Here is a 25,259-nt window from a genome sequence, read left to right on the forward strand (position 1 = left end):
TTACTCTGCAGCGCCGACGAAGTCGATGTCGCTACCTTCAGCAAGAGTAACGTAGGCTTTTTTCCAGTCGCTACGACGACCGAAACGAGCACCAGTACGTTTCACTTTACCTTTAACATTTAGTGTGCGAACACCTTCAACAGAAACTTCGAAAAGCTTCTCAACTGCAGCTTTGATTTCAGCTTTAGTAGCAGTAGTGGCAACTTTGAAAACAACAGTGTTGTTAGCTTCAGCGGCCATAGTGCTTTTCTCAGAAATGTTCGGTGCCAGAAGCACTTTTAACAAACGTTCTTCGTTTATCATGCTAACATCTCCTCAATTTGCTTCACTGCACCAGCAGTGATCAAAACTTTTTCGAAACCAACTAAGCTTACTGGGTCGATACCCGCTACGTCGCGAACGTCAACTTTGTATAAGTTACGGGCTGACAAGAACAGGTTCTCATCAACTTCTGGAGTTACGATTAATACGTCTTTAAGCTCCAGGCCGTTTAACTTAGCAACTAATTCTTTAGTCTTAGGCGTTTCAACCGCGAAATCATTTACCACAACTAAACGTTCTTGACGAACTAGTTCAGAAAGGATGCTTTGAATCGCACCACGGTACATTTTACGGTTTACTTTTTGGCTGTGATCCTGAGGTTTAGCAGCGAATGTTACGCCACCTGAACGCCAGATTGGACCACGAGTAGTACCGGCACGAGCGCGACCAGTACCTTTTTGACGCCATGGCTTTTTACCGCCACCGCTTACTTCAGAACGGTTTTTCTGAGCACGAGTACCTTGACGGGCGCCAGCTGCGTAAGCAACGACTACCTGGTGTACTAAAGCTTCATTAAATTCACGTCCAAAGGTTGCTTCGGAAACTTCAAGAGCGCCTGAAGCGTCTTTTAATGCTAATTCCATCACAGATCTCCTAGGCTTTAACAGCTGGCTTGATGATTACGTTGCCGTTGATAGCACCCGGAACCGCACCTTTGATAAGGAGCAGGTTACGTTCAGCATCGACACGAACCAATTCAAGGTTTTGCGTAGTAACTTTCGCAGCACCCATGTGACCAGACATTTTTTTGCCTTTGAAAACTCGACCTGGTGTTTGACACTGGCCAATTGAACCGTTAGAACGGTGTGAAATCGAGTTACCGTGCGTAGCATCTTGCATGCTAAAGTTCCAACGCTTAATACCGCCCTGGAAACCTTTACCTTTTGAAGTGCCGGTTACGTCTACTAATTTAGTATCGTTGAATAACTCAACAGTGATCTCACTGCCTAACTCAATACCTTCACCTTCATTTTCGTTTAAGCGGAATTCCCACAGGCCACGACCTGCTTCGATACCAGCTTTGGCGAAATGACCGGCTGTTGGCTTGTTAGTACGGTTAGCTTTTTTGCTACCGGTAGTTACTTGAAGCGCTGAGTAACCATCGTTGTCTACAGTTTTAACCTGAGCAACACGGTTGGCTTCAACTTCTAGGACAGTTACAGGAGTAGATACGCCATCTTCAGTGAAGATGCGAGTCATACCAACCTTACGTCCGACTAGACCTATAGTCATGTCAAAAACCCCCTATTAACCCAAGCTGATTTGAACGTCAACACCAGCTGCAAGATCTAAACGCATTAACGCGTCTACAGTCTTTTCAGTTGGCTCTACGATATCAATCATGCGTTTGTGAGTACGGATTTCGTACTGATCACGTGCATCTTTGTTAACGTGTGGAGAAATCAGAACTGTGAAACGTTCCTTGCGAGTAGGAAGTGGAATAGGACCACGAACCTGTGCGCCGGTACGTTTAGCAGTGTCAACGATTTCTGCTGTAGATTGATCAATCAAACGATGATCGAACGCTTTCAAACGAATGCGAATTCTTTGATTTGACATGTAATCAAATCCCCAATTTAAAGAACGAACAAAATACAACCCATCACCTTTTTATTGAAAAGGGGGGTGTATCGCTTATTTACCATTCAACTCCCTATCGGAGTTGCTGTAGGCCTCAAGTCCTAAGACTTTCAGCTATATTGACACCAGATCTATGTCTGATGTGGAGGCGTATTATACAGATGTGGAAATAATATGCAACCATCAATTAACCGGGAGAGAATGCCTTAATCCGGCAAGCCCGAAACACGGATTTCACTATGGTCAAGTCGTCGGGCAAACCCGGCAATCTCCAGATGGCCTCTTGGGACTTGGCATTTAAAAATAGAACACAGGCTGCTAATTTTAGCCCTGCCGGTAATAAAAGGAAGAACGATTACAAAAGCAATTGCTCTTCTATATATAGGTATAAAAAAGTGCGACGCTTTTGCCCTGCCTTATATAGCCATTATCAAATGACCTTAGTGTCGGTGTATTATAGCAACAGCCATCAGCAAGCAATGTCCCAGATAATACCGGCGAGAAAACAAACAAATAAGATCATTGCCGGAAAATAACCGATCAATCCATATAGTATCAAATACTTAGCAGAGCAATTAATAGCCTAAAACAGCAAATAAAGCCAACGAATAGTAAAATTAATCGCTTTTCTTATATTTGTTTTGGGCAACTAATGGTATACTCGCGCGCAATTTTTCAACAAATCATTATTTAATAGAGTAAAGAGATGGCAGATTTATCCAAATATAGAAATATTGGTATCTTCGCTCACGTTGATGCTGGTAAAACCACAACAACTGAACGTATCCTTAAATTAACCGGTAAAATTCATAAGACCGGTGAAGTACATGACGGTGAGTCTACAACTGACTTCATGGAACAAGAAGCTGAGCGCGGTATTACTATCCAGTCAGCGGCAACCACGTGTTTCTGGAATGATCATCGCATGAACATCATCGATACTCCTGGTCACGTTGATTTCACAGTTGAAGTTTACCGTTCACTTAAAGTACTTGACGGTGGTGTTGGTGTTTTCTGTGGATCTGGTGGTGTTGAGCCTCAGTCAGAAACTAACTGGCGTTACGCGAATGATTCAGAAGTTGCCCGTCTGATCATGGTAAACAAATTAGACCGTTTAGGTGCTAACTTCTACCGTGTTGTTGATCAAGTTAAAAACGTACTTGGCGCTAACCCGTTAGTAATGACTTTACCAATCGGTGAAGAAGACGGTTTTGTTGGTGTAGTAGATCTTTTATCTGAAAAAGCCTACATCTGGGATGACACAGGTCTTCCTGAAAACTTCGAAATCACAGATATCCCGGCTGACTTAGTTGAAAAAGCTGCCGAGTACCGTGAAGAGCTAATCGAAACTGCGTTAGAGCAAGACGATGAGCTGTTAGAAGCCTACATGGAAGGTGAAATGCCGACTATGGAACAAATCAAGGCGTGTATCCGTGAAGGTACCCGTACTATGGCTTTCTTCCCAACTTACTGTGCATCAGCATTCAAAAACAAAGGTATTCAGTTAATTCTTGACGCCGTTGTTGATTACTTACCTTCTCCTACTGAAGTTGACCCTCAGCCGTTAACTGATGAAAAAGGTGAGCCGACTGGTGAAGTTGCCACTGTTTCTACAGATGGTCCTTTACGTGCTCTTGCCTTTAAAATCATGGATGACCGTTTCGGTGCCCTTACCTTTATCCGTATCTACTCAGGTACCTTGAATAAAGGTGATACTATCCTTAACTCATTCACTGGTAAAACCGAGCGTATCGGCCGTATGGTTGAAATGCACGCCGATGACCGTACTGAGCTAAGCACAGCACAAGCCGGTGACATCCTTGCCGTTGTAGGTATGAAGAACGTACAAACAGGTCACACGTTATGTGATCCGAAAGACCCTTGTACACTTGAGCCGATGATCTTCCCAGAGCCGGTAATTTCAATCGCCGTTTCTCCAAGTGACAAAGGTTCAACAGAGAAAATGGGTATCGCGATCGGTAAGATGGTTGCTGAAGATCCTACGTTCCAGGTTGAAACTGACCAAGATTCAGGTGAAACCATCCTTAAAGGTATGGGTGAACTTCACTTAGATATCAAAGTTGATATCCTTAAGCGTACTTACGGTGTTGAATTAGCAGTAGGTAAACCTCAGGTTGCTTACCGTGAAACTATCACTCAGCCGATTGAAGATTCTTACACGCATAAGAAACAATCTGGTGGTTCAGGTCAGTTCGGTAAGATCGACTACCGCATCAAGCCAGGCGAACCAGGTTCAGGTTTCGTGTTCACTTCAACTGTTGTTGGTGGTAACGTACCTAAAGAATTCTTCCCTGCCGTTGAGAAAGGTTTCAGAACCATGATGGACGAAGGTGTTCTTGCTGGCTTCCCGGTATTAGACGTTGAAGTTGAATTATACGACGGTGGTTTCCACGCAGTCGATTCATCTGCTGTTGCTTTCGAAATCGCTGCTAAAGGCGCTTTCCGTCAGTCAATTCCTAAGGCCGGTGCTCAGTTAATCGAACCTATCATGAAGGTTGACGTGTTCACTCCTGAAGATCACGTTGGTGATGTTATCGGTGACTTAAACCGTCGTCGCGGCATGATCAAAGATCAGGAAGCGGGTGTTTCTGGTGTTCGCATCAAAGCTGACGTTCCACTTTCTGAAATGTTCGGTTACATCGGGTCATTACGTACAATGACTTCTGGTCGTGGTCAGTTCTCTATGGAATTCAGCCACTACATGCCTTGTCCGAACAACGTAGCTGAAGCGGTAATCGCTGAAGTTAAAGCGGCTAAAGAAGCTAAAAAATAATCGTCCTTAGCTTAACGGCTAATACACGATGAAGAAAAAGGATGCTCCGGCATCCTTTTTTAATGCCAAAAGAAAAGTTAGCCACCGCCCTGTATTATTTCCCGACTGACATTTTCCCGCCAGACATGCTTAAGCGGCAACCCCTTTCTGAGCGCAGCAGTCTGCTGTTTACAACTAAAGCTTACCCGCTATTGTCCGCTACCAGTTCCTGAGACGGGCGGCAGTTTAGCCGGGGTAATAGTCAGCTGTCCCTGGTTAACCGTGACTACTACTTTTCCTCCTATCGGAAAACCGGCCTGGCGCAGCCATTTTCCCTGCAGAAAAATGCAGGGCTGCAGGTTTACGGGGGTGTAATGAAACCCCGGTCCCTTTTTCCTGACGGCAGGGGCGCAAATGGTTTCCAAAGTGGTGAGTTTTCGGGTGAGCGGATATTTTGCTTTTGCCGAGCGGGGCTCTGGCGTATGATAATAATCAGCCATGACGGACTCCTTTTAAGTTCGTTGTGGTTAGCAGCCTCTGAGTGAGTCACCACTCAGGGGTTGCGACCAGGACTTTCTAACAAGCGATACCACACTTGTTATATCGGTTAACAAGGGGCGAGAGAATATGTCTGCTGTCTTGTTAACCGATGTCATTAAGCAAAGACCAATAAGCGGCTTATAGCAATAATAAGCGGGCTTGTTTTATAACGGCTTTTAACCGATGCGGACTATAGAGTTTACGGCTGAAATTAACCGCTTATGTTACTTTGCTTATGGGCCGTTAAAGCTCCCTCAAGGACATTTTTCCCCATTCACCATCAGCATACAGAGCTTAATTTTTATTGCCTTTGTTTGCCTTAGAAAGCGGGTACAGACACAACCGACTATGCATGAGCCGGTATAGCAAAACAGAAAGTAAAAAGGTTACCACCAAGGCAACAACAGAAATAAATGAAAATTACCGGCCAAGTCGTTGTTTAAACACTGCCTGAATAAAATCCATAAAGGCTTTTACCTTAGAAATGTTAAGTCTGTGTTTAGGATAGAGGGCATAAACATCGACATCCGGCATACCCCAGGCCGGCATCAGCTGTAATAACTTGCCATCCGCCAACTCCTGCTGGCACATATAGTCGGGGATGATCGCCACTCCCAGACCTTCCGTTGCCATTTGTTTCAACATCAAAAAATCATCGACCAGCATTTTAGCCGCCACCTTGAACTCCTGTTGTTCTTCCCTGGATGCCAACAAGAACCGCCCGTTATTCTGGACATTGGTCATTAATAAGAAATCTTTCTGTTTTAGTTGCTCGATCTCCTTTACTTCACCATGGCGCTTGACATAATCCGGGCTGGCATATATTTTTCGGCTTACCTTGCCCAGGCGCTTGGCAATCAGGCGTGAATCTTCCAGTTCGCCAATGCGGATAACCAGGTCAAAACCTTCATCTATCAGATCAACACGGCGATTTAATAAATTCAGCTGTAAGTTAATCGCCGGATGTTGGTGCATAAACCGGCCCAGTACCGGCTTTAGGATTTCATGTCCCATGCCTACCGAGGCACAAATACACAACTGCCCTTTCACCTCATTTAATTGTTGGCTGATGCCGGCTTCGGCCAGCTCTACCTCCTGATGAATATTTCGGCAATGGGCAAGATAGTCTTTGCCCGCCTCGGTAATGTGTTGTGAGCGGGTCGTACGCTCTAATAACGTGACCCCGAGTTGCTGCTCTAAACGGGAAATCTTTCGACTCAGATTCGCCTTGGGCATATTTAATCGTTCTGCCGCCAGGGTAAAGCTGCCTGCGTCAATAACAGCGATGAACAGCATCATATCATTCAGATCTGTTGTCTTTGTCATGAGAACCTGCGTTTGTTGTTAAAAATGAGATAATGAGTTTAGTTTATCGGCATTTATCAAACAATACTAATTCCCTAAGATAGCTCCATCAACAAAACAAACAAGCAAGCAAACGGAGCTAGTCATGAAAATAATATCAAGAGATACATTAGCATTAGGCGGTTTTGCAGGAATTAGGGAGCACCGCCTGGTAACCGATAGCCGCATTTTCGCCGAGCGCAAGAAGCCGGAAGCCTCGGAAGGCTTAGGCAGCATGGTATATCTTGCCGATGCACAATATAACCCTAAGGGAGAGTCTGGTATGCACCCCCATAGTGAAATCGATGTGATCTCTGTGATCATCGAAGGACGGGTCAGCCACAAAGGTTCCATGGAACACGGTAAAAACCTTGTTGCCGGAGATGTTCAGGTACAGCGTGCCGGTGGTGAAGGCTTTGATCATAACGAAATAAATCCGGACAACAGCAAAAACAGGATGCTGCAAGTATGGGCTTTGCCGGAAACAAAAGGGCAGCCTGCCTCTTATAAATTTTATACACCTAAACTGGGTGGGGTGACCCGAATTTATGGTGGAGATAAAACCCAAACTGAAACCTTTGACAGCCATACTATGATCGACATAATCCACTTAAAGGCTGGCAACAGTATGGCGCTGGCTGACGAACAACTATCTTACGTCATAACCGGACAAGCCACATTTTACGAACCAAAAGACAGCAATGACAACTCCGTACACCAAGCCCAGGAAGGCAACCTGATCCGCAGTATGGATGCCAAGGTAACTGCCACCCATGATTTACATATGCTGGTGGTTAGTCAACAGGCCTAAGACCGTGTCAGCAAGATAGAAAAATTAATTTAGGAGAGAAAAGATGAAGAGTCATTCGCAGGGAAATAAACATATTATGGCGTTAATCACCTTTTTAGCCTTAGTGCCCTTAGTTTACTTTATTCCCGATTTTGCCGGACAGTTCCTGCCTGCAATCAAGTGGCTAAATGTTATGGCAGCAGTTGGCATCATAGTGCCTATTATGTCTTATATAATAATGCCAATAGCAAGTAAGCTTCTCTCCCGTTAACGGCTGGAGGAGCGACTTAGTTGCAGATACAAAAAAGGCCGCTTGCACGACCTTTTTCTGATTTAGCTGTTACTCTAAAGCATCGATATTAGTCGATGCCTTCCTTTTAGGTAAGAGGTGAGCGTCCGGAGAACAACGCCTAGCTAGTTTTTATATTTCATGGTAGTAGCGTTTCAACATCAATCTCTTTATCAGCCAAATGTTCAAGAGAATGCATAAGGTAATCGAATGGCATCAGCCCATTGGCTTTCGCTGTTTCAATAATGCTGCAGAGTGTGGCGCTGGCCTGGGCACCGCTGACCGTATTCGAGAATAACCAGTTTTTCTGCCAATGACAAACGGTTTCACTGCCCGCTCGGCGCGGTTATTATCAATGCTTAAGTTGCCCTCTTCAACGTAGCGAACAAGCTTAGGCCACTGGTTCAGGTTATATTGCTGCGCTTTGCCTGAGGTCGTCGTTGGCGGTACCTACATTACCGATTTATTCAGCCAGGCTTTCATTTGTTTAAGTAGCGGCACCGCTTTTTCTTGCCTGAGCCGGCATTTGTCTTCTGCCAGCTCACCTTTCACCTGGTTTTCCAGCCGGTAAAGTTTCTGTATATGACTCAGCGCCCAGTTCTCTTTTACCGGGATAAACTCTCCCTGAGATTGAGCCATTGGTTGTGATTGTTTATTGAGGGCCGTTCGACTGTACAGGAAGGATTTATAGTTGAGCTGATTTTTCTTACAGAAAGTGGACATACTCAAGTCGTTGTCAGCTTGTTCATCGATAAGCTTTTCCATTCTTCTTGAGTTCTATGTGTCATTGTTAGCTCCGTTCATGAATAACAAAGCTAACGTACCCAAAGTGCTATTCTAAATTAAGGTGTCATTGCCCGGACACTCACGAATATTTTGATAAAACTTAAGGTATGTATAACTTTTGCTCTAAAAAATGTCCGATTGATGTTGAACAGTACAAATACTAGGCTATAACTAAATTAATTGTGTGACATTCCTTAGTACGGGGCTCGAACGGCAGCCAGATTATTTTTGTGAAAATTTTACTTGCCGATTGCCAAGATAACCGCTGTAAGGCGCTTAGCCCATGCTTTTATCATGTAACAGTCAATAATAAAATCATGAACCAATTCCCCGCGGGGAATTAGCTTAATCTTTAACTGCATTTTTCATACTGATTGGTTAGCTTGTAGAGGCATCATATGTGCCGTTAAGGTATTTTCATTACAATGTCATGGACAAGAGATCATGGAGAGATCAATGTTTAAAACAAAAATATCAGTATTCAATAATTTACTAGCCAATATAAAGTTATCTTATAAATTAGGCTTGGCTTTTTTAGCGATATTAGTGCCATTAGCTTTGACGGTATACTTTTTAACATCCTATGCATTGAGCAGCATCAACTTTTCTCAGAAAGAAATTAAAGGTACACAAGTGCTGTTGCCTACTGTGAGGTTGTTAAAAGCAACGGCAATACACAGGGGAACATCCGCAGGGTATTTAAGCGGTAATAAATCAATGGAAGCACTCCTGCCTAAACGGGCTAAAAACGTAGATGATCTCTTTTCTCAAGTTATTGGTGCGGTGAAAGAGAATCAGGCTATCGATGAAGATGGCGCATTCAATTCAGAATATAATGCCCTGCTTCAGCAGTGGGAGAGCCTTAAGGCTGAAAACACCAGCCTGACAGCGGCCGAGTCCGTTAAGAAACATAATGCCATTATCGATAGCTTTATTGGCTTAATAGTGCGTGTGTCAGATGCATCCAACCTGACTTTAGATCCTGAAACAGATACCTATTACTTATACAAGATAGTGGCTATCGACGTCCCCCATTTGACCAACAATCTAGGAATCGCCCGGGCTGTTGGCAGCTCGGCCCTGACACAGGGAAAATTAGGGAGTGCCGCGCATGATAACTTATTTGTCCGCAATGTTAATGTCGAAGCAAGGCTAAACAATATCATAGATGCCAAAACCGCTATTTTTAAGGCTAATGAAAGCTTGAGGTCAACATTAGCGCCCCAGTTTGAAGCCCAGGAAAAAGCCGTGAATGCTGCTTTAGCCTTAATTAAAAATGAGGTGTTGGAAGCACAAAGATTAAACTTTTCAGCAAATACCTACTTTGATGACATAACTAAAACGATCAACCTGGTTGTACAATTAAGCACAGGTGCATCCGAAAATCTTATTCGTCTGTTAGAGGAGAGAATAGATAACGAAAAGGGAGCCCTTTCCAGTAAATTGCTATTTATCGTTGCCTTTGTCATTTTAGGTCTGTTTTTAGCCTATATGATCATGACTTACTCTGTTCGCTCGTTACAAGATACCATCCAGATATTTGATAAAATAGGTAAGGGACATCTGGATAACGATATAGCAAACAATAATAAAGATGAGTTTGGCATGTTATTTAATGCACTAAATGGCATGCAAACGACATTAAAAAATAAGGATGCTGAAGTCGGCCGTATGATTTCAACTATCCAGGGTATGTCGAGTAATCTTATGATGGCTGATACCGAGGGGGTCATTAATTACTTAAATCCCAGTATGATTGAAGTCTTAAACAAGCGAAAAAGCGCTATACAAGAGGTTTTTCCTGATTTCTCTGTTGACAATATTATCGGTACGAATCTCGATAGTTTTCATAAAAACCCTGCCCACCAGCGTCACTTGTTAAGACCTGATAATCTACCTTATGCAGCTAATATCAAACTAGGTGAATTAAGCTTTGAACTGAAAGTTGTCGCACTTTTTGATGCTAATAAGCAGCACTTAGGTTTGGCTGTTGAATGGATTGATACGACCGATGCTGTTAATGCCCAGGAGCAAATCGCCACATTAATTGAAAAAGCTTCAAGAGGAGATTTAACCGAACGCATAGAGGCCGATCAGTTTGAGGGCTTTATGTTAACCTTAGGCAATAATATCAACAGCATGTTAGACACTATTGTGGAACCTATCACCAGCTGTCAGAAAATTCTTCAAGAAATGGCTTCCGGAAATTTATCCCAAAACATGGAAGGAAAGTATCAGGGAGCATTCGCTAAGTTGCAGTCATCAATTAACAGCAGTATTAACAACATCCGTAAGATGGTTGATGAAATACGAGGGGCATCGAATAATGTGTTTACCTCTTCGCGTGAAATTGCCTCAGGGAACAATGAATTAAGCCATCGTACCGAGTCGCAGGCTTCTTCTTTGGAAGAAACCGCTTCTGCTATGGAACAATTAACCAGTACCGTACAGCAAAATGCCGAAAACAGTTCTGAAGTTAACCGCTTGTCAAGCGAAGTTATGCAAAGTGCCTCCAATGGAGGCAAAGTAGTAGAAAGTGCGATTACGGCCATGAAAGGCATTAATAAATCCAGTAGCGAAATTGCAGATATTATAGGGGTAATAGATGAAATAGCTTTCCAGACAAACCTATTGGCGCTTAATGCTGCCGTAGAAGCAGCCCGGGCTGGCGAGCAAGGCCGTGGTTTTGCTGTGGTTGCTGCTGAAGTTCGTAGTCTGGCACAGCGTTCGGCTGCCGCAGCCAAAGATATTAAAGGGCTGATAAATGATAGTGTTGAAGCGGTAGGTCAGGGCTCTAAATATGTGAATGATACGGGAACGACATTTAATGAGTTAGTTGCAGCTATTGAAAAGGTTAGTTTGATGATTCGTGATATCGAAGCCGCCGGAAAAGAGCAAGCTGCCGGTATTAGTGAAGTCAGCGCTGCAGTGAGCCAGATGGATGAAATGACCCAGCAAAATGCGGCATTGGTTGAAGAAGCCGCAGCTTCCAGTAAAGCAATGGAAGAGCAAGCAGAAATATTAATGGAGCAGGTCAATTTCTTTAATTATGATGGCAACAATGAATCTTCATCGCTAACCAAAATACTGGGGAGTAATGCGGAGTCTGATGAACAAGGAACTGAGGTCATCACCCCCCGAACTAAAAAGCTTGTTAATTCTATTACCCACCCGGATGCGGAGTGGGAAGAATTTTGATTCATCAAAGTCCCATAGCTGCTTATAAATGCTTGGGCAAGACAAATGAGGTTTCGAAGTCATACATTAGATTACTGCTATCGTTATAAAATTGGTGTTAACTTTTAGAGGAAAGCCCGGTTAATTGCAGTGACCGGGCTTTTTGTTTTTCCGGCATGTTGTTCAATAAAATATACAGGTGCTATTCTAAATTAAGGTGTCATTGCCCAGACGCTCACGGTAAGAGCGATACAACACCACCACCTCTAAATACCAGGCAATAAAAAAGGCCGCTTACGCGACCTTTTTCTGGTTTAGCTGTTACTCTAAAGCACCGATATTAGTCGATGCCTTTCTTTAGGTAAAAGCGATACAACACCGCCCCCACTAACATACCAGGCAATAAAAAAGGCCGCTTACGCGACCTTTTTCTGGTTTAGCTGTTACTCTGAAGCACCGATATTAGTCGATGCCTTTCTTTAGGGAAAAGCGATACAACACCGCCTCCCACTAACATACCAGGCAATAAAAAAGGCCGCTTACGCGACCTTTTTCTGGTTTAGATGTTTATCTAAATCTCGATATTAATCGATGATTTTAGATACAACACCAGCACCTACAGTACGACCACCTTCACGGATAGCGAAGCGTAAACCTTCGTCCATCGCAACCGGGTTGATAAGCTCAACAACAAACTTAAGGTTGTCGCCTGGCATTACCATTTCTACACCTTCAGGAAGCTCTACAGCACCTGTGATGTCAGTTGTACGGAAGTAGAACTGTGGACGGTAGCCTTTGAAGAATGGCGTGTGACGACCACCTTCATCTTTGCTCAGTACGTATACTTCTGATTCGAACTTAGTGTGAGGAGTGATTGAACCAGGCTCGGCCAGTACTTGACCACGTTCAACGTCTTCACGCTTAAGACCACGAAGAAGGATACCACAGTTTTCACCGGCACGGCCTTCGTCAAGCAGCTTACGGAACATTTCAACACCAGTACAAGTACTGGTTTGAGTTTCACGGATACCAACTACTTCTACTGCATCACCTACTTTGATGATACCACGCTCAACACGACCGGTTACAACTGTACCACGACCTGAGATTGAGAAAACGTCTTCGATAGGCATGATGAATGCACCGTCGATAGCACGCTCTGGCTCTGGAATGTAAGAATCTAAAGCGTCAGCAAGCTCAAGTACTTTCGCTTCCCAGTTAGCTTCGCCGTTAAGGGCACCTAAAGCTGAACCTTGGATTACTGGCAAGTCATCACCTGGGAATTCGTATTCGCTAAGAAGTTCACGAACTTCCATTTCTACTAGCTCAAGAAGCTCTTCGTCATCAACCATGTCACATTTGTTCATGAATACGATGATGAAAGGTACACCAACCTGACGAGATAACAGGATGTGCTCACGAGTTTGTGGCATAGGACCGTCTGTAGCAGCAACTACTAAGATCGCGCCGTCCATTTGAGCAGCACCGGTGATCATGTTTTTGATGTAATCGGCGTGACCAGGACAGTCTACGTGTGCGTAGTGACGAGTCTCTGTATCGTATTCGATGTGAGAAGTGTTGATAGTAATACCACGCTCACGCTCTTCTGGTGCGTTATCGATTTGTGCGAAATCTTTAACTTCACCACCGTGAGTTTTAGTTAATACAGCAGAGATAGCAGCTGTTAAAGTAGTTTTACCGTGGTCAACGTGTCCGATAGTACCAACGTTTACGTGCGGTTTCGAACGTTCAAATTTTTCTTTAGCCATTTTTCAATTACCTTAAAGTTTATTAAAAGCCCGGCCATAAGACCGAGCCAGACTTTCATTAAGCCTTACGAGATTCCGTAATAGTGTCGGCAACATTCTTAGGCGCTTCATTATATTGTTGAAACTCCATTGAATAAGAGGCACGACCTTGGGTTGCACTACGTAAGTCAGTAGCATAACCAAACATCTCAGATAGTGGTACCAGGGCATTCACTATCTTCAAGCCAGCAGGACCTTCGTCCATGCCATCGATCATCCCGCGGCGACGGTTTAAATCGCCCACGACATCACCCATGTTTGCTTCCGGCGTAGTCACTTCCACCTTCATCATCGGCTCAAGAATAACCGGCGACGCTTCGAGCGCACCTTTCCTGAAGCCCATAGCGGCGGCGACTTTAAACGCCATTTCGTTTGAGTCAACGTCATGAAAAGAGCCATCGTAAAGGGTGACTTTAACGTCTAACATAGGGTAGCCGGCTAAAACACCGCTATCCATTTGCTCTCTACAGCCCTTTTCAACTGCCGGGATGTATTCCTTAGGAACCACACCGCCAACAATTTCGTTAACAAATTCAAAACCTTCCCCTTCGGGTAAAGGTTCCATTTTCAACCAAACATGACCAAATTGACCACGACCACCTGATTGACGAACAAATTTTCCTTCAACTTCAACCGTAGAGCGAATGGTTTCGCGATAGGCCACTTGTGGCTTACCAACGTTACAATCCACGCTAAATTCACGCTTCATACGGTCAACTAAGATATCTAAGTGTAATTCACCCATACCAGAGATGATGGTTTGACCCGTTTCCTCGTCTGATTCGACGCGGAAAGACGGATCTTCTGCAGCCAGCTTACCTAAAGCTATACCCATTTTTTCCTGGTCAGCTTTGGTTTTTGGCTCAACCGCTACCGAAATAACCGGCTCAGGGAACTCCATGCGTTCTAGCGTGATGACATGATTGGCATCACATAAGGTATCACCCGTGGTTACGTCTTTAAGACCGATAGCCGCGGCAATATCTCCTGCACGAACTTCTTTTATTTCCTGACGATCATTGGCATGCATTTGCACGATACGACCAAAACGCTCTTTCTTGGCTTTCACCGGGTTGTAAACACTGTCACCAGAGTTAACCACACCGGAATAAACCCGGAAGAAGGTTAAGGTACCGACAAACGGGTCCGTCGCGATTTTAAACGCTAATGCGGCAAATGGCGCACTATCGTCGGCTTCACGCGTTCCTTCGGTTTCGTCTTTGTCATCGTTAATACCCGTAATCGCTTCAACTTCCGTCGGCGAAGGCATATATTCGATAACAGCATCAAGTACCGCCTGAACCCCTTTGTTCTTAAAGGCCGAGCCACAAGAGCAAAGGATGATTTCATTGTTTAGGGTACGAGTACGTAATGCAGCTTTAATTTCTGCTTCGGACAAGTCACCTTCTTCAAGGTACTTATCCATTAATTCTTCAGATGCTTCTGCCGCTTCAGAAACAAGATTTTCCCGCCATTCGTCGGCCAAATCCTGCATATCCGCCGGAATGTCTTCATAAGTAAAGGTCATGCCCTGGTCACTTTCGTTCCAGTTAATGGCTTTCATTTTTACTAAGTCAACAATACCGCGGAACTCATCTTCTGCGCCGATGGCAAGTTGCATCGGAACCGCGTTAGCACCTAAACGAGAACCTAGTTGTTCAACAACCGATAAAAAGTCCGCGCCTGCGCGGTCCATTTTATTAACAAAAACCATGCGTGGTACGGAGTATTTCTCCATTTGACGCCATACGGTTTCTGTTTGCGGCTGAACACCAGAAGAAGCACACAGTACCAATACCGCACCGTCAAGCACACGCAATGAACGCTCTACTTCAATAGTAAAGTCAACGTGACCCGGGGTGTCGATGATATTGATGCGGTGATCTTCAAATTGGGCATCCATACCTTTCCAGAAACAAGTAGTGGCCGCCGAGGTAATAGTAATCCCCCGCTCCTGCTCTTGCTCCATCCAGTCCATGGTGGCGGCGCCATCATGAACCTCACCGATCTTATGAGAAAGACCCGTGTAGAAAAGTACCCGCTCTGTTGTTGTCGTTTTACCGGCATCTACATGAGCACAAATACCAATATTACGGTAGCGCTCAATAGGCGTTGTACGAGCCACAATTATATCCTCTTGCCGGGAAGTCATTTCCCGAACGATAAATTTGCGTCGCTATCAGCTTAAACAAGCCAATAACGACACCAGTCCACTTACTACTGTGCTTACCAGCGGTAGTGAGCGAACGCTTTGTTTGCTTCAGCCATACGGTGAACGTCTTCACGCTTCTTAACCGCTGAGCCTTTGTTGTCAGACGCATCTAACATTTCGTTAGCAAGGCGCTGAGCCATCGATTTTTCACCACGTTTACGAGCTGCATCAACTAACCAACGCATGGCTAGTGCATTACGACGCACTGGACGTACTTCAACCGGAACCTGATAAGTAGAACCACCAACACGGCGAGATTTTACTTCCACCTGTGGACGGATGTTATCAAGAGCAGTTTCGAACAAGTCTAAATGCTCTTTGTCAGATTTTTCGGCTAAGATGTCTAATGCACCGTAAACGATTTTTTCTGCAGTAGATTTTTTACCATCAACCATAAGGATGTTGATGAATTTTGCTAAAAGTTCATTATGGAACTTAGGATCTGGCAATATTTTACGTTGCCCTACGACGCGTCTTCTTGGCATCTTAATTCTCCGTATAATTCAGGATTAACCCAAAATTGTTAAATATGTTAATTTGGCCTTACTTCACGGAAACCGTTAAGATTTAGGTCGCTTAGCACCGTACTTAGAACGGCCCTGTCTTCTGTCGTTAACGCCTGAACAATCCAGTGCGCCACGAACGGTGTGATAACGCACACCTGGTAAATCTTTTACACGACCACCGCGAATCAAAATTACGCTATGCTCTTGTAAGTTGTGACCTTCACCACCGATGTATGAAGTTACTTCGAAGCCGTTAGTTAAACGAACACGAGCAACCTTACGTAGTGCTGAGTTAGGTTTTTTAGGTGTAGTAGTATACACACGAGTACATACGCCACGACGTTGAGGACAAGCTTGTAACGCAGGAACGTTACTTTTTGCTACCTGTCTGACACGTGGTTTACGTACCAATTGGTTAATAGTTGCCATTAAATAGCTCCTGATTAGTGAAACATGCGTAATAATAGTCGATTACTATTTTACGCGCTTATAAACGTGAAAACCGCGACCCTGGATTCTAAGTACATAAGGTACAGAATATAGGGTCGCGGAATTCTAATGGTCAAGCTTTAACCTGTCAAGTCCGACAGGCTAGAACTTACATTATTTAGCAAGAAAATTGCATTAATCTTCTGCTTCCGGGTTTAATCCGGCATTTAACGCATCGGTTAACGCTTTTTCAGCTTCATCGGCTGATACCGTTACCTCTACTTCCGGCTCAAGAGTGCGCTTGCGTGCACGCTCCTGGTGGTAAGAGTAACCGGTACCCGCAGGGATCAAACGACCAACGATAACGTTTTCTTTCAGGCCACGTAAACCGTCTTTCTTACCGGCAACAGCTGCTTCGGTAAGTACACGGGTGGTTTCCTGGAACGACGCTGCTGAAATGAAGGATTCGGTAGACAAGGAAGCCTTGGTAATACCCATCATCTGCATTTCGTATTCGGCCGGCACTTTGCCTTGCGCTTCAAGCTCACGGTTTGCGATATTCACGCGCGCCACTTCAACCTGCTCGCCTTTAAGGAATTCGCTGTCACCGCTGTCTAAGATTTCACACTTACGGATCATCTGACGGACAATAACTTCGATGTGCTTATCGTTAATTTTTACACCCTGCAGACGGTAAACGTCCTGGACTTCGTTAACGATATAGTTAGCAACAGGTGCTACACCACGCAGGCGTAAGATGTCATGCGGCGACTCTGGACCGTCGGCAATAACTTCACCTTTTTGCACAGATTCACCTTCGAACACGTTCAGCTGACGCCATTTCGGGATCATCTCTTCATACACTTCACCGCTAGGCTGAGTGATTAACAGACGACGCTTACCTTTGGTTTCTTTACCGAAACCGATAATACCGGTTTTCTCAGCAAGAATCGCAGGCTCTTTCGGCTTACGGGCTTCGAACAGGTCGGCAACACGCGGCAAACCACCGGTGATATCACGGGTCTTCGAGCTTTCCTGTGGAATACGGGCCAGGGCATCACCGATGTTAACCTCTGCACCATCTTCCAGGTTAACAATCGCGTTACCCGGCAAGAAGTATTGTGCTGGAATTTCGGTACCGGCGATATTGACGTCGTTACCTTTCATATCAACCAGTTTCACCATAGGACGCAGTTCTTTACCTGCCGAGCTACGCTGACCGGCATCGGTTACTACGATGCTGGATAAACCGGTTAATTCATCGGTTTCACGGGTCATGGTCAAGCCGTCGATCAAATCGACAAATTTGATCTTACCCGCTACCTCGGTGATGATTGGGTGAGTATGCGGATCCCAGTTAGCCACGGTTTCACCGGCTTCGATGCTTTCACCGTCTTTCTTGGAAAGTACAGAGCCGTAAGGCACTTTATAACGCTCTTTCTCACGACCTAACTCATCGATCACGGTAAGCTCGGATGAACGAGAAGTAATAACGATATTACCTTCTGAGTTCAAAACAAACTTAGCATTTTGCAGTTTCAGGGTACCGGTGTTTTTCACCTGTACGCTGTTTTCTGCAGAAGCCCTTGATGCCGCACCACCGATGTGGAAGGTACGCATGGTCAGCTGTGTACCCGGTTCACCGATGGACTGTGCCGCAACAACACCAACCGCTTCACCCTGGTTGATCATATGACCACGGGCCAAATCACGGCCGTAACAGTGAGAACAGATACCGAAGTCGGTTTCACAGGTAATGATAGAACGTACCTTGATCTGATCCACTGAGTTATCTTCGATAACGTCACACAGGTGCTCATCGATAAGGGTGTTACGCGGTAACAATACTTCTTCGGTACCCGGGATCAATACGTCATCGGCAACCACACGACCAAGCACACGTTCACGTAATGGTTCTACAACGTCACCACCTTCAATCAATGGCGTCATTAATAAGCCGTCTTCGGTGCCACAGTCATGTTCGGTCACAACCAAATCCTGAGCAACATCAACCAGACGACGGGTCAGGTAACCGGAGTTAGCCGTTTTCAGTGCGGTATCCGCCAAACCTTTACGAGCACCGTGAGTTGAGATGAAGTACTGAAGTACGTTCAGACCTTCACGGAAGTTAGCGGTGATCGGCGTTTCGATGATGGAGCCATCCGGCTTAGCCATCAGACCACGCATACCGGCCAGCTGACGGATCTGAGCGGCACTACCACGAGCACCGGAGTCAGCCATCATAAAGATGGAGTTGAAAGAGTCTTGCTCTTCATCTTCACCGTGACGGTTAACAATGGTTTCTTTCGATAAGTTATCCATCATCGCTTTCGAAACTTTTTCGTTAGCAGATGACCAGATATCGATGACTTTGTTGTATTTCTCACCGGCGGTTACCAGACCTTGGTCGAACTGTTCCTGAATTTCAGCAACTTCTTCTTCCGCACTCTCGATAATGGTGTACTTGGCATCCGGGATAACCATATCATCGATACCAACAGAAGCACCGGCGATCATCGCGTAGTGGAAACCTGTGTACATGATGTGGTCGGCAAAGATAACCGTTTCTTTCAAACCAAGGTTACGGTAACAATGGTTGATTAAACGGGAAATCGGCTTTTTACCCAGCGGCTGGTCGATCAGCTCATAAGGGATGCCGTCAGGACATACCTGCCATAAGATGGCACGACCGATAGTGGTATCACGCAGGGATACTTGCGGCACCAGGTTGCCTTCGGCGTCTTTTACATGCTCGGTGATACGGATTTTCACACGGGCGTGCAGTTCGGCAACACCGGTGCGATAAGCTTTTTCCGCTTCCTTGGTATTGGCAAATACCATGGCTTCACCCTTGCCGTTAACACGGTCACGGGTAAGGTAATAAAGACCTAATACAACGTCCTGTGAAGGTACGATGATAGGGTCACCGTTAGCAGGTGATAATACGTTGTTGGTAGACATCATTAACGCACGCGCTTCTAATTGCGCTTCAATCGTCAATGGTACGTGTACCGCCATTTGGTCACCATCGAAGTCAGCGTTATAAGCCGCACAAACCAATGGATGTAAATGGATAGCTTTACCTTCGATCAGTACCGGCTCAAACGCCTGGATACCGAGTCTGTGAAGGGTAGGTGCACGGTTAAGCATCACCGGATGTTCACGGATCACTTCATCAAGTACATCCCAAACTTCCGCGCCTTCACGCTCTACTAATTTTTTCGCCGCTTTAATGGTGGTCGCTAAACCACGGGCTTCTAATTTACCGTAGATAAACGGCTTGAATAATTCCAAAGCCATTTTTTTCGGTAAACCACACTGGTGTAAACGCAGTGTAGGACCAACGGTGATTACAGAACGGCCTGAGTAGTCAACACGCTTACCTAGTAAGTTTTGACGGAAACGACCTTGCTTACCCTTGATCATGTCGGCAAGCGATTTCAATGGACGCTTGTTAGAACCGGTAATGGCGCGACCGCGACGACCGTTATCTAATAAGGCATCTACCGATTCCTGCAACATACGTTTTTCGTTACGTACGATGATGTCCGGAGCAACCAGGTCAAGAAGACGCTTCAAACGGTTGTTACGGTTGATGACGCGGCGGTAAAGATCGTTCAGATCTGAAGTCGCGAAACGGCCACCGTCCAGAGGTACCAACGGACGTAAATCAGGCGGAAGAATCGGTAATACCGATAAGATCATCCACTCAGGCTTGTTGCCGGACTGGGCGAAAGCTTCCATCAGCTTCAAACGCTTAGTGATCTTCTTACGCTTGGTTTCACTGCCGATTTCCGGTAATTCTTCACGCATCTGCGCGACTTCACCGTCTAAATCGATTTGTTGCAGTAAAGCAAGAACGGCTTCGGCACCCATTTTGGCGTCGAACTCGTCACCGTGCTCTTCCAGGGCGTCAAGGTATTCTTCTTCCGTTAGGATCTGGCTCTTCTCTAATGTTGTCATACCAGGCTCGGTTACAACATAAGATTCAAAATAAAGCACGCGCTCAATATCACGCAGGGTCATGTCTAATAACAGACCGATACGGGACGGTAATGATTTTAAGAACCAGATGTGGGCAACCGGGCTGGCTAATTCGATATGACCCATACGGTCACGACGAACTTTGGTTAAGGTAACCTCAACGCCACATTTTTCACAAATTACACCACGGTGCTTAAGACGCTTATATTTACCACAAAGACACTCATAGTCTTTTACCGGTCCGAATATACGCGCACAAAATAGGCCGTCACGCTCTGGTTTGAACGTACGGTAGTTAATGGTCTCAGGTTTCTTTACTTCACCAAATGACCATGAACGGATCAAATCAGGCGAAGCCAATCCGATGCGAATGCTATCGAATTCTTCTGTTTGATTCTGTTGCTTAAGAAACTTAAGTAAATCTTTCACACTCTATCTCCTGTCGGAGTTAAATACGGGAGAGAGCAGTGCTCTCTCCATGTACTGATTTTCGCAATTAGGTCTGCAATACAGTTATAGTTGACCCGGCTTATTCCTGATCTAATTCGATGTTGATACCCAACGAGCGAATTTCTTTCAACAATACGTTGAACGACTCAGGCATACCCGGTTCCATGCGATGATCACCATCAACCAGGTTTTTGTACATCTTAGTACGACCGTTAACATCATCAGACTTAACTGTAAGCATTTCCTGTAGCGTATATGCTGCGCCGTAGGCTTCTAATGCCCAGACTTCCATCTCTCCGAAACGCTGACCACCGAACTGAGCTTTACCACCCAGAGGCTGTTGGGTAACCAGACTGTATGAACCGGTAGAACGGGCGTGCATCTTGTCATCAACCAAGTGATTCAGTTTCAGCATATACATGTAACCTACGGTTACCGGACGCTCAAACTCACGACCGGTACGGCCGTCAGTCAGGGTGAACTGACCGCTTTCCGGCATATCGGCAAGCTTGAACAGCTCTTTGATTTCTTTCTCTGCTGCACCGTCAAATACAGGTGTAGCAATAGGAAGACCGGCACGTAAGTTATCGGCTAAACGCATCACTTCATCATCAGAGAAGCTGTCGATATCAACCGTCTGACGCGACTTACCAACATTGTAGACTTCTTTAAGGAATTCACGCAGTTTGTGCATTTCCTGCTGCGCTTCAAGCATACGGTTGATTTTCTCACCGATACCGCGGGCAGCCATACCTAAATGGGTCTCAAGGATCTGACCGATGTTCATCCGCGATGGTACACCCAGCGGGTTAAGTACGATATCTACCGGAACACCATTTTGGTCATAAGGCATGTCTTCCACAGGCACAACGTTTGAGATAACACCTTTGTTACCGTGACGACCAGCCATTTTATCACCTGGCTGGATACGACGTTTAACGGCAAGGTATACCTTAACGATTTTTAACACACCTGGTGCCAAATCATCGCCTTGAACAATCTTACGACGTTTGATTTCGAACTTCTTATCAAAGTCGGCTTTGATGTTATCGTACTGCTCGGCAATTTGCTCAAGCTCAGACTGCTGACCTTCGTCGGCAAGGCTCTGTACCAACCACTTGTCGCGAGACATGCTGTTCAGATCAGATTCGTTCAGGCCGGCAGATAACAACAGCTTCTTGGCACGGGCATAAATACCGTCTTCTAAAATGCTGAACTCATCCCCCAAGTCTTTCTTGACTTGTTTAAGCTGCATTTCTTCGATTTCTAAGGCGCGCTTATCTTTTTCTACACCGTCACGGGTGAAGATCTGTACGTCGATAATGGTACCTGAAACTGAGTTAGGTACACGCAGCGAGCTGTCTTTAACGTCAGCGGCTTTTTCACCGAAGATAGCACGTAATAGCTTCTCTTCCGGCGTAAGCTGAGTTTCACCTTTAGGGGTAACTTTACCTACCAGGATATCGCCGCCGTTTACTTCGGCACCAATGTAGACAACACCGGCTTCATCCAGCTTAGATAAGGCAGACTCACCAACATTTGGAATATCAGAAGTAATTTCTTCTGAGCCAAGCTTAGTATCACGAGCGATACAGCTTAATTCCTGGATATGGATGGTAGTGAAGCGATCTTCTTTGGCAACACGCTCTGAGAACAACATTGAATCCTCAAAGTTATAACCATTCCACGGCATGAAGGCGATACGCATGTTCTGACCCAGGGCCAATTCACCTAAATCGGTAGAAGGACCATCGGCTAATACGTCACCACGAACAACCGGCTCGTGCATACGACAGGTTGGACGTTGGTTAATACAGGTATTTTGGTTAGAACGCGTGTATTTGGTCAGGTTGTAGATATCGATACCCGCTTCACCCGGGATCATTTCATCTTCATTTACCTTAACCACGATACGTGACGCGTCGACATAGTCGATAACACCACCACGTTTGGCAACCACGGTAACACCCGAGTCAACAGCAACAATTTTTTCCATACCGGTACCAACAAGCGGCTTATCCACTTTTAAGGTAGGTACGGCTTGACGTTGCATGTTCGATCCCATCAAGGCACGGTTAGCATCATCGTGTTCAAGGAACGGGATAAGGCTGGCGGCAACGGAAACGATTTGCTGTGGCGATACGTCCATATATTGAACGGCATCGGCAGACATCAGGGTAAATTCGTTCTTGTGACGACAAGGTACTAATTCATCTTGTAGTTTCTTGTTCTCGTCAACTTTTGCATCGGCTTGTGCGATCACGAAGTTACCTTCTTCAATCGCCGACAAGTAATCAACTTCGTCGGTGACCACGCCGTCGATGATCTTACGGTATGGCGTTTCCAGGAAACCGTAGTCATTGGTGCGCGCATAACAAGAAAGCGAGTTGATCAAACCGATGTTTGGACCTTCCGGCGTTTCGATAGGACATACACGACCGTAGTGGGTAGGATGTACGTCACGTACTTCGAAGCCTGCGCGTTCACGGGTCAAACCACCCGGCCCTAAGGCAGAGATACGACGCTTATGGGTCACTTCTGATAACGGGTTGTTTTGGTCCATAAACTGAGACAGCTGGCTGGAACCAAAGAATTCTTTCACGGCAGCAGAGATCGGCTTGGCATTGATCAGATCCTGCGGCATGATGGCATCTAAGTCACCCAGACTTAAACGCTCACGTACGGCGCGTTCAACACGAACCAGACCTACACGGAACTGGTTTTCGGCCATTTCACCTACGCTACGGATACGACGGTTACCTAAGTGATCGATATCATCGACATCGCCTTTACCGTCACGGATATCGATCAAGGTTTTCATTACCGAGATAATATCTTCGTTAGACAGTACGCCTTCACCTACTTCTTCCTGGATACCAACACGACGGTTGAACTTCATACGACCAACGGTAGACAGGTCGTAACGCTCTAATGAGAAGAATAAGTTGGCGAATAAGGTTTCAGCAGCATCTTTTGTCGGCGGCTCACCCGGACGCATCATGCGGTAAATTTCAACCAGGGCTTCCAGACGGTTGGTTGTGCTGTCGATACGCAGGGTATCAGACATATATGAACCAACATCAAATTCGTTCATATAAAGGGTAGAAATCGCTTTATGGCCGGCCTGACTCAAGGCGGCAAGGATTTCTAAAGTAATTTCGGCATTCGCTTCGGCGATGATCTCGCCGGTACTTTCATCAACATAGTTCTTCGAAAGTACTTTTCCTACAATGTAATCGGTAGGAACTTCCAATTCGGTCATGCCTTCTTTGGTCAAGGTGCGAATATGACGCGCCGTGATACGACGGCCTTGCTCAACCAGAACATCACCATTGGCTAATTTGACATCAAAAGTTGCGGTTTCACCACGTAAGCGCTCAGGAACAAGTTCCATGATCAGCTTGTCACCTTTGATTTCAAAACCGGTATTGTCGTAGAACATCGCCAGAATTTCTTCTGAAGAATATTCCAGGGCGCGTAAAATTATCGTTGCAGGTAATTTACGGCGACGGTCAATACGGACAAATAAGTTATCTTTGGGATCAAATTCAAAATCTAACCATGAACCACGGTAAGGAATTACACGCGCATTATACAGGACCTTACCTGATGAATGGGTTTTGCCTTTATCGTGATCAAAGAATACGCCTGGCGAACGGTGTAATTGAGAAACAATAACACGTTCAGTACCATTGATGACAAAAGTACCGTTGTCTGTCATCAAGGGGATTTCACCCATGTATACTTCTTGTTCTTTGATATCTTTTACTGTGCCAGCAGGTGCTTCTTTATCATAAACCACCAGACGCAATTTAACGCGCAGAGGTGCTGAGTAAGTAATACCGCGAATTTGACATTCTTTAACATCAAATAACGGCTCACCTAAGCGATAGCTGACAAATTGTAATTCTGAGCTACCTGAGTAGGCTTTAATTGGGAAAATAGAACGGAACGCGGCCTCAAGGCCTGTTTCACCTGTTGGATCAATATCAATAAACTTGCGGAAAGATTCGAGTTGGATGGACAACAGGAATGGATAATCCATGACCTGTGCACTTTTACCAAAGTCCTTTCTAATTCGTTTCTTTTCAGAGTAAGAGTAAACCATGGGGTTCCTCAGCTTGCTGGTTATGGCCGAATCTGTCTAGTAAGACAGGTTTTTCAGTGACATTTAAGTCGAATTCATTAAATAATGCACTGTTTTGGTTTAAAAAAAAACCAATTTCTTTAGCGCAAAAAGGCCGGTGACGTTTAAATCACCAGCCATTG

At 45.2% G+C, this 25,259-nt stretch carries 17 protein-coding genes and 1 pseudogene; 4 read left to right on the top strand and 14 right to left on the bottom strand.

Annotated features, from left to right (window positions below):
• The 4 genes from rplW to rpsJ are packed head-to-tail and all read right to left on the bottom strand — an operon-like array spanning window position 1 to window position 1,881.
• Window positions 1-303 carry a 50S ribosomal protein L23 gene (rplW, locus tag SG35_RS26575; RefSeq protein ID WP_044833190.1) on the bottom strand — a complete coding sequence of 101 codons (303 nt, stop codon included), beginning with the start codon at window positions 301-303 and terminating at the stop codon, window positions 1-3.
• The gene (gene rplD, locus SG35_RS26580) at window positions 300-905 is read right to left on the bottom strand and encodes a 50S ribosomal protein L4 (protein WP_044833189.1); all 606 of its coding nucleotides are present in this window, start codon (window positions 903-905) and stop codon (window positions 300-302) included. The genes rplW and rplD overlap by 4 nt, the downstream gene beginning before the upstream one ends.
• Window positions 906-915: 10 nt before the next feature.
• Window positions 916-1,554 (bottom strand): 50S ribosomal protein L3, encoded by a 639-nt coding sequence (rplC, locus tag SG35_RS26585; RefSeq protein WP_044833188.1) that lies wholly within the window; start codon window positions 1,552-1,554, stop codon window positions 916-918.
• Window positions 1,555-1,569: 15 nt separating this feature from the next.
• Complete coding sequence (rpsJ, locus tag SG35_RS26590) at window positions 1,570-1,881, bottom strand: 30S ribosomal protein S10 (protein WP_044833274.1); 312 nt, start codon at window positions 1,879-1,881, stop codon at window positions 1,570-1,572.
• Between the two features lie 727 nt (window positions 1,882-2,608).
• Between rpsJ and fusA (SG35_RS26595) the strand changes: the two genes are divergently transcribed.
• Window positions 2,609-4,696, top strand: coding sequence for an elongation factor G (fusA, locus tag SG35_RS26595; protein ID WP_044833186.1), 2,088 nt, complete (start codon window positions 2,609-2,611; stop codon window positions 4,694-4,696).
• Window positions 4,697-4,884: 188 nt separating this feature from the next.
• Here fusA (SG35_RS26595) and SG35_RS26600 read toward each other — a convergent pair whose 3' ends face one another.
• Together SG35_RS26600 and SG35_RS26605 are read right to left on the bottom strand one after the other, a co-directional pair.
• Window positions 4,885-5,175 (bottom strand): SymE family type I addiction module toxin, encoded by a 291-nt coding sequence (locus SG35_RS26600; RefSeq protein ID WP_044833185.1) that lies wholly within the window; start codon window positions 5,173-5,175, stop codon window positions 4,885-4,887.
• A 460-nt stretch (window positions 5,176-5,635) separates the two neighbouring features.
• Window positions 5,636-6,541, bottom strand: a complete 906-nt coding sequence (locus SG35_RS26605) for a LysR family transcriptional regulator (protein WP_201777800.1) — start codon at window positions 6,539-6,541, stop codon at window positions 5,636-5,638.
• 124 nt (window positions 6,542-6,665) lie between these two features.
• Between SG35_RS26605 and SG35_RS26610 the strand changes: the two genes are divergently transcribed.
• On the top strand, window positions 6,666-7,370 hold the full coding sequence (locus SG35_RS26610; RefSeq protein ID WP_044833184.1) for a pirin family protein: 705 nt from the start codon (window positions 6,666-6,668) through the stop codon (window positions 7,368-7,370).
• A 76-nt stretch (window positions 7,371-7,446) separates the two neighbouring features.
• Window positions 7,447-7,620, top strand: coding sequence for a putative antibiotic biosynthesis monooxygenase (locus tag SG35_RS26615; protein ID WP_236702601.1), 174 nt, complete (start codon window positions 7,447-7,449; stop codon window positions 7,618-7,620).
• Window positions 7,621-7,777: 157 nt separating this feature from the next.
• On the opposite strand, the gene SG35_RS26620 is transcribed toward SG35_RS26615, so the two are convergent.
• The gene (locus SG35_RS26620; protein WP_084692768.1) at window positions 7,778-7,855 is read right to left on the bottom strand and encodes a hypothetical protein; all 78 of its coding nucleotides are present in this window, start codon (window positions 7,853-7,855) and stop codon (window positions 7,778-7,780) included.
• A pseudogene (gene tnpA, locus SG35_RS26625) lies at window positions 7,855-8,403 on the bottom strand (IS66 family insertion sequence element accessory protein TnpA). The gene SG35_RS26620 and the pseudogene tnpA overlap by 1 nt, the downstream one beginning before the upstream one ends.
• Before the next feature lie 477 nt (window positions 8,404-8,880).
• Here tnpA and SG35_RS26630 point away from each other — a divergent pair.
• On the top strand, window positions 8,881-11,622 hold the full coding sequence (locus SG35_RS26630; protein WP_053043071.1) for a methyl-accepting chemotaxis protein: 2,742 nt from the start codon (window positions 8,881-8,883) through the stop codon (window positions 11,620-11,622).
• Window positions 11,623-12,185: 563 nt separating this feature from the next.
• Here SG35_RS26630 and tuf read toward each other — a convergent pair.
• From tuf to rpoB, 6 genes are all read right to left on the bottom strand, one after another.
• A complete protein-coding gene (gene tuf / locus SG35_RS26635) occupies window positions 12,186-13,370 on the bottom strand; it encodes an elongation factor Tu (protein WP_274055300.1) in 1,185 nt (394 codons plus the stop codon).
• Window positions 13,371-13,428: 58 nt separating this feature from the next.
• Window positions 13,429-15,534 (bottom strand): elongation factor G, encoded by a 2,106-nt coding sequence (fusA, locus tag SG35_RS26640; RefSeq protein ID WP_044836299.1) that lies wholly within the window; start codon window positions 15,532-15,534, stop codon window positions 13,429-13,431.
• Between the two features lie 101 nt (window positions 15,535-15,635).
• Window positions 15,636-16,106, bottom strand: coding sequence for a 30S ribosomal protein S7 (rpsG, locus tag SG35_RS26645; protein ID WP_044836296.1), 471 nt, complete (start codon window positions 16,104-16,106; stop codon window positions 15,636-15,638).
• 75 nt (window positions 16,107-16,181) lie between these two features.
• Entirely contained in the window at window positions 16,182-16,556 is a 375-nt protein-coding gene (gene rpsL, locus SG35_RS26650) for a 30S ribosomal protein S12 (RefSeq protein WP_044836295.1), read from the bottom strand.
• A 195-nt stretch (window positions 16,557-16,751) separates the two neighbouring features.
• Window positions 16,752-20,969, bottom strand: coding sequence for a DNA-directed RNA polymerase subunit beta' (gene rpoC / locus SG35_RS26655; protein WP_044836294.1), 4,218 nt, complete (start codon window positions 20,967-20,969; stop codon window positions 16,752-16,754).
• A 100-nt stretch (window positions 20,970-21,069) separates the two neighbouring features.
• Complete coding sequence (gene rpoB, locus SG35_RS26660) at window positions 21,070-25,098, bottom strand: DNA-directed RNA polymerase subunit beta (protein WP_044836293.1); 4,029 nt, start codon at window positions 25,096-25,098, stop codon at window positions 21,070-21,072.
• Window positions 25,099-25,259 lie beyond the last annotated feature (161 nt).

The organism is Thalassomonas actiniarum (genome assembly GCF_000948975.2).
Classification (GTDB): domain Bacteria; phylum Pseudomonadota; class Gammaproteobacteria; order Enterobacterales; family Alteromonadaceae; genus Thalassomonas; species Thalassomonas actiniarum.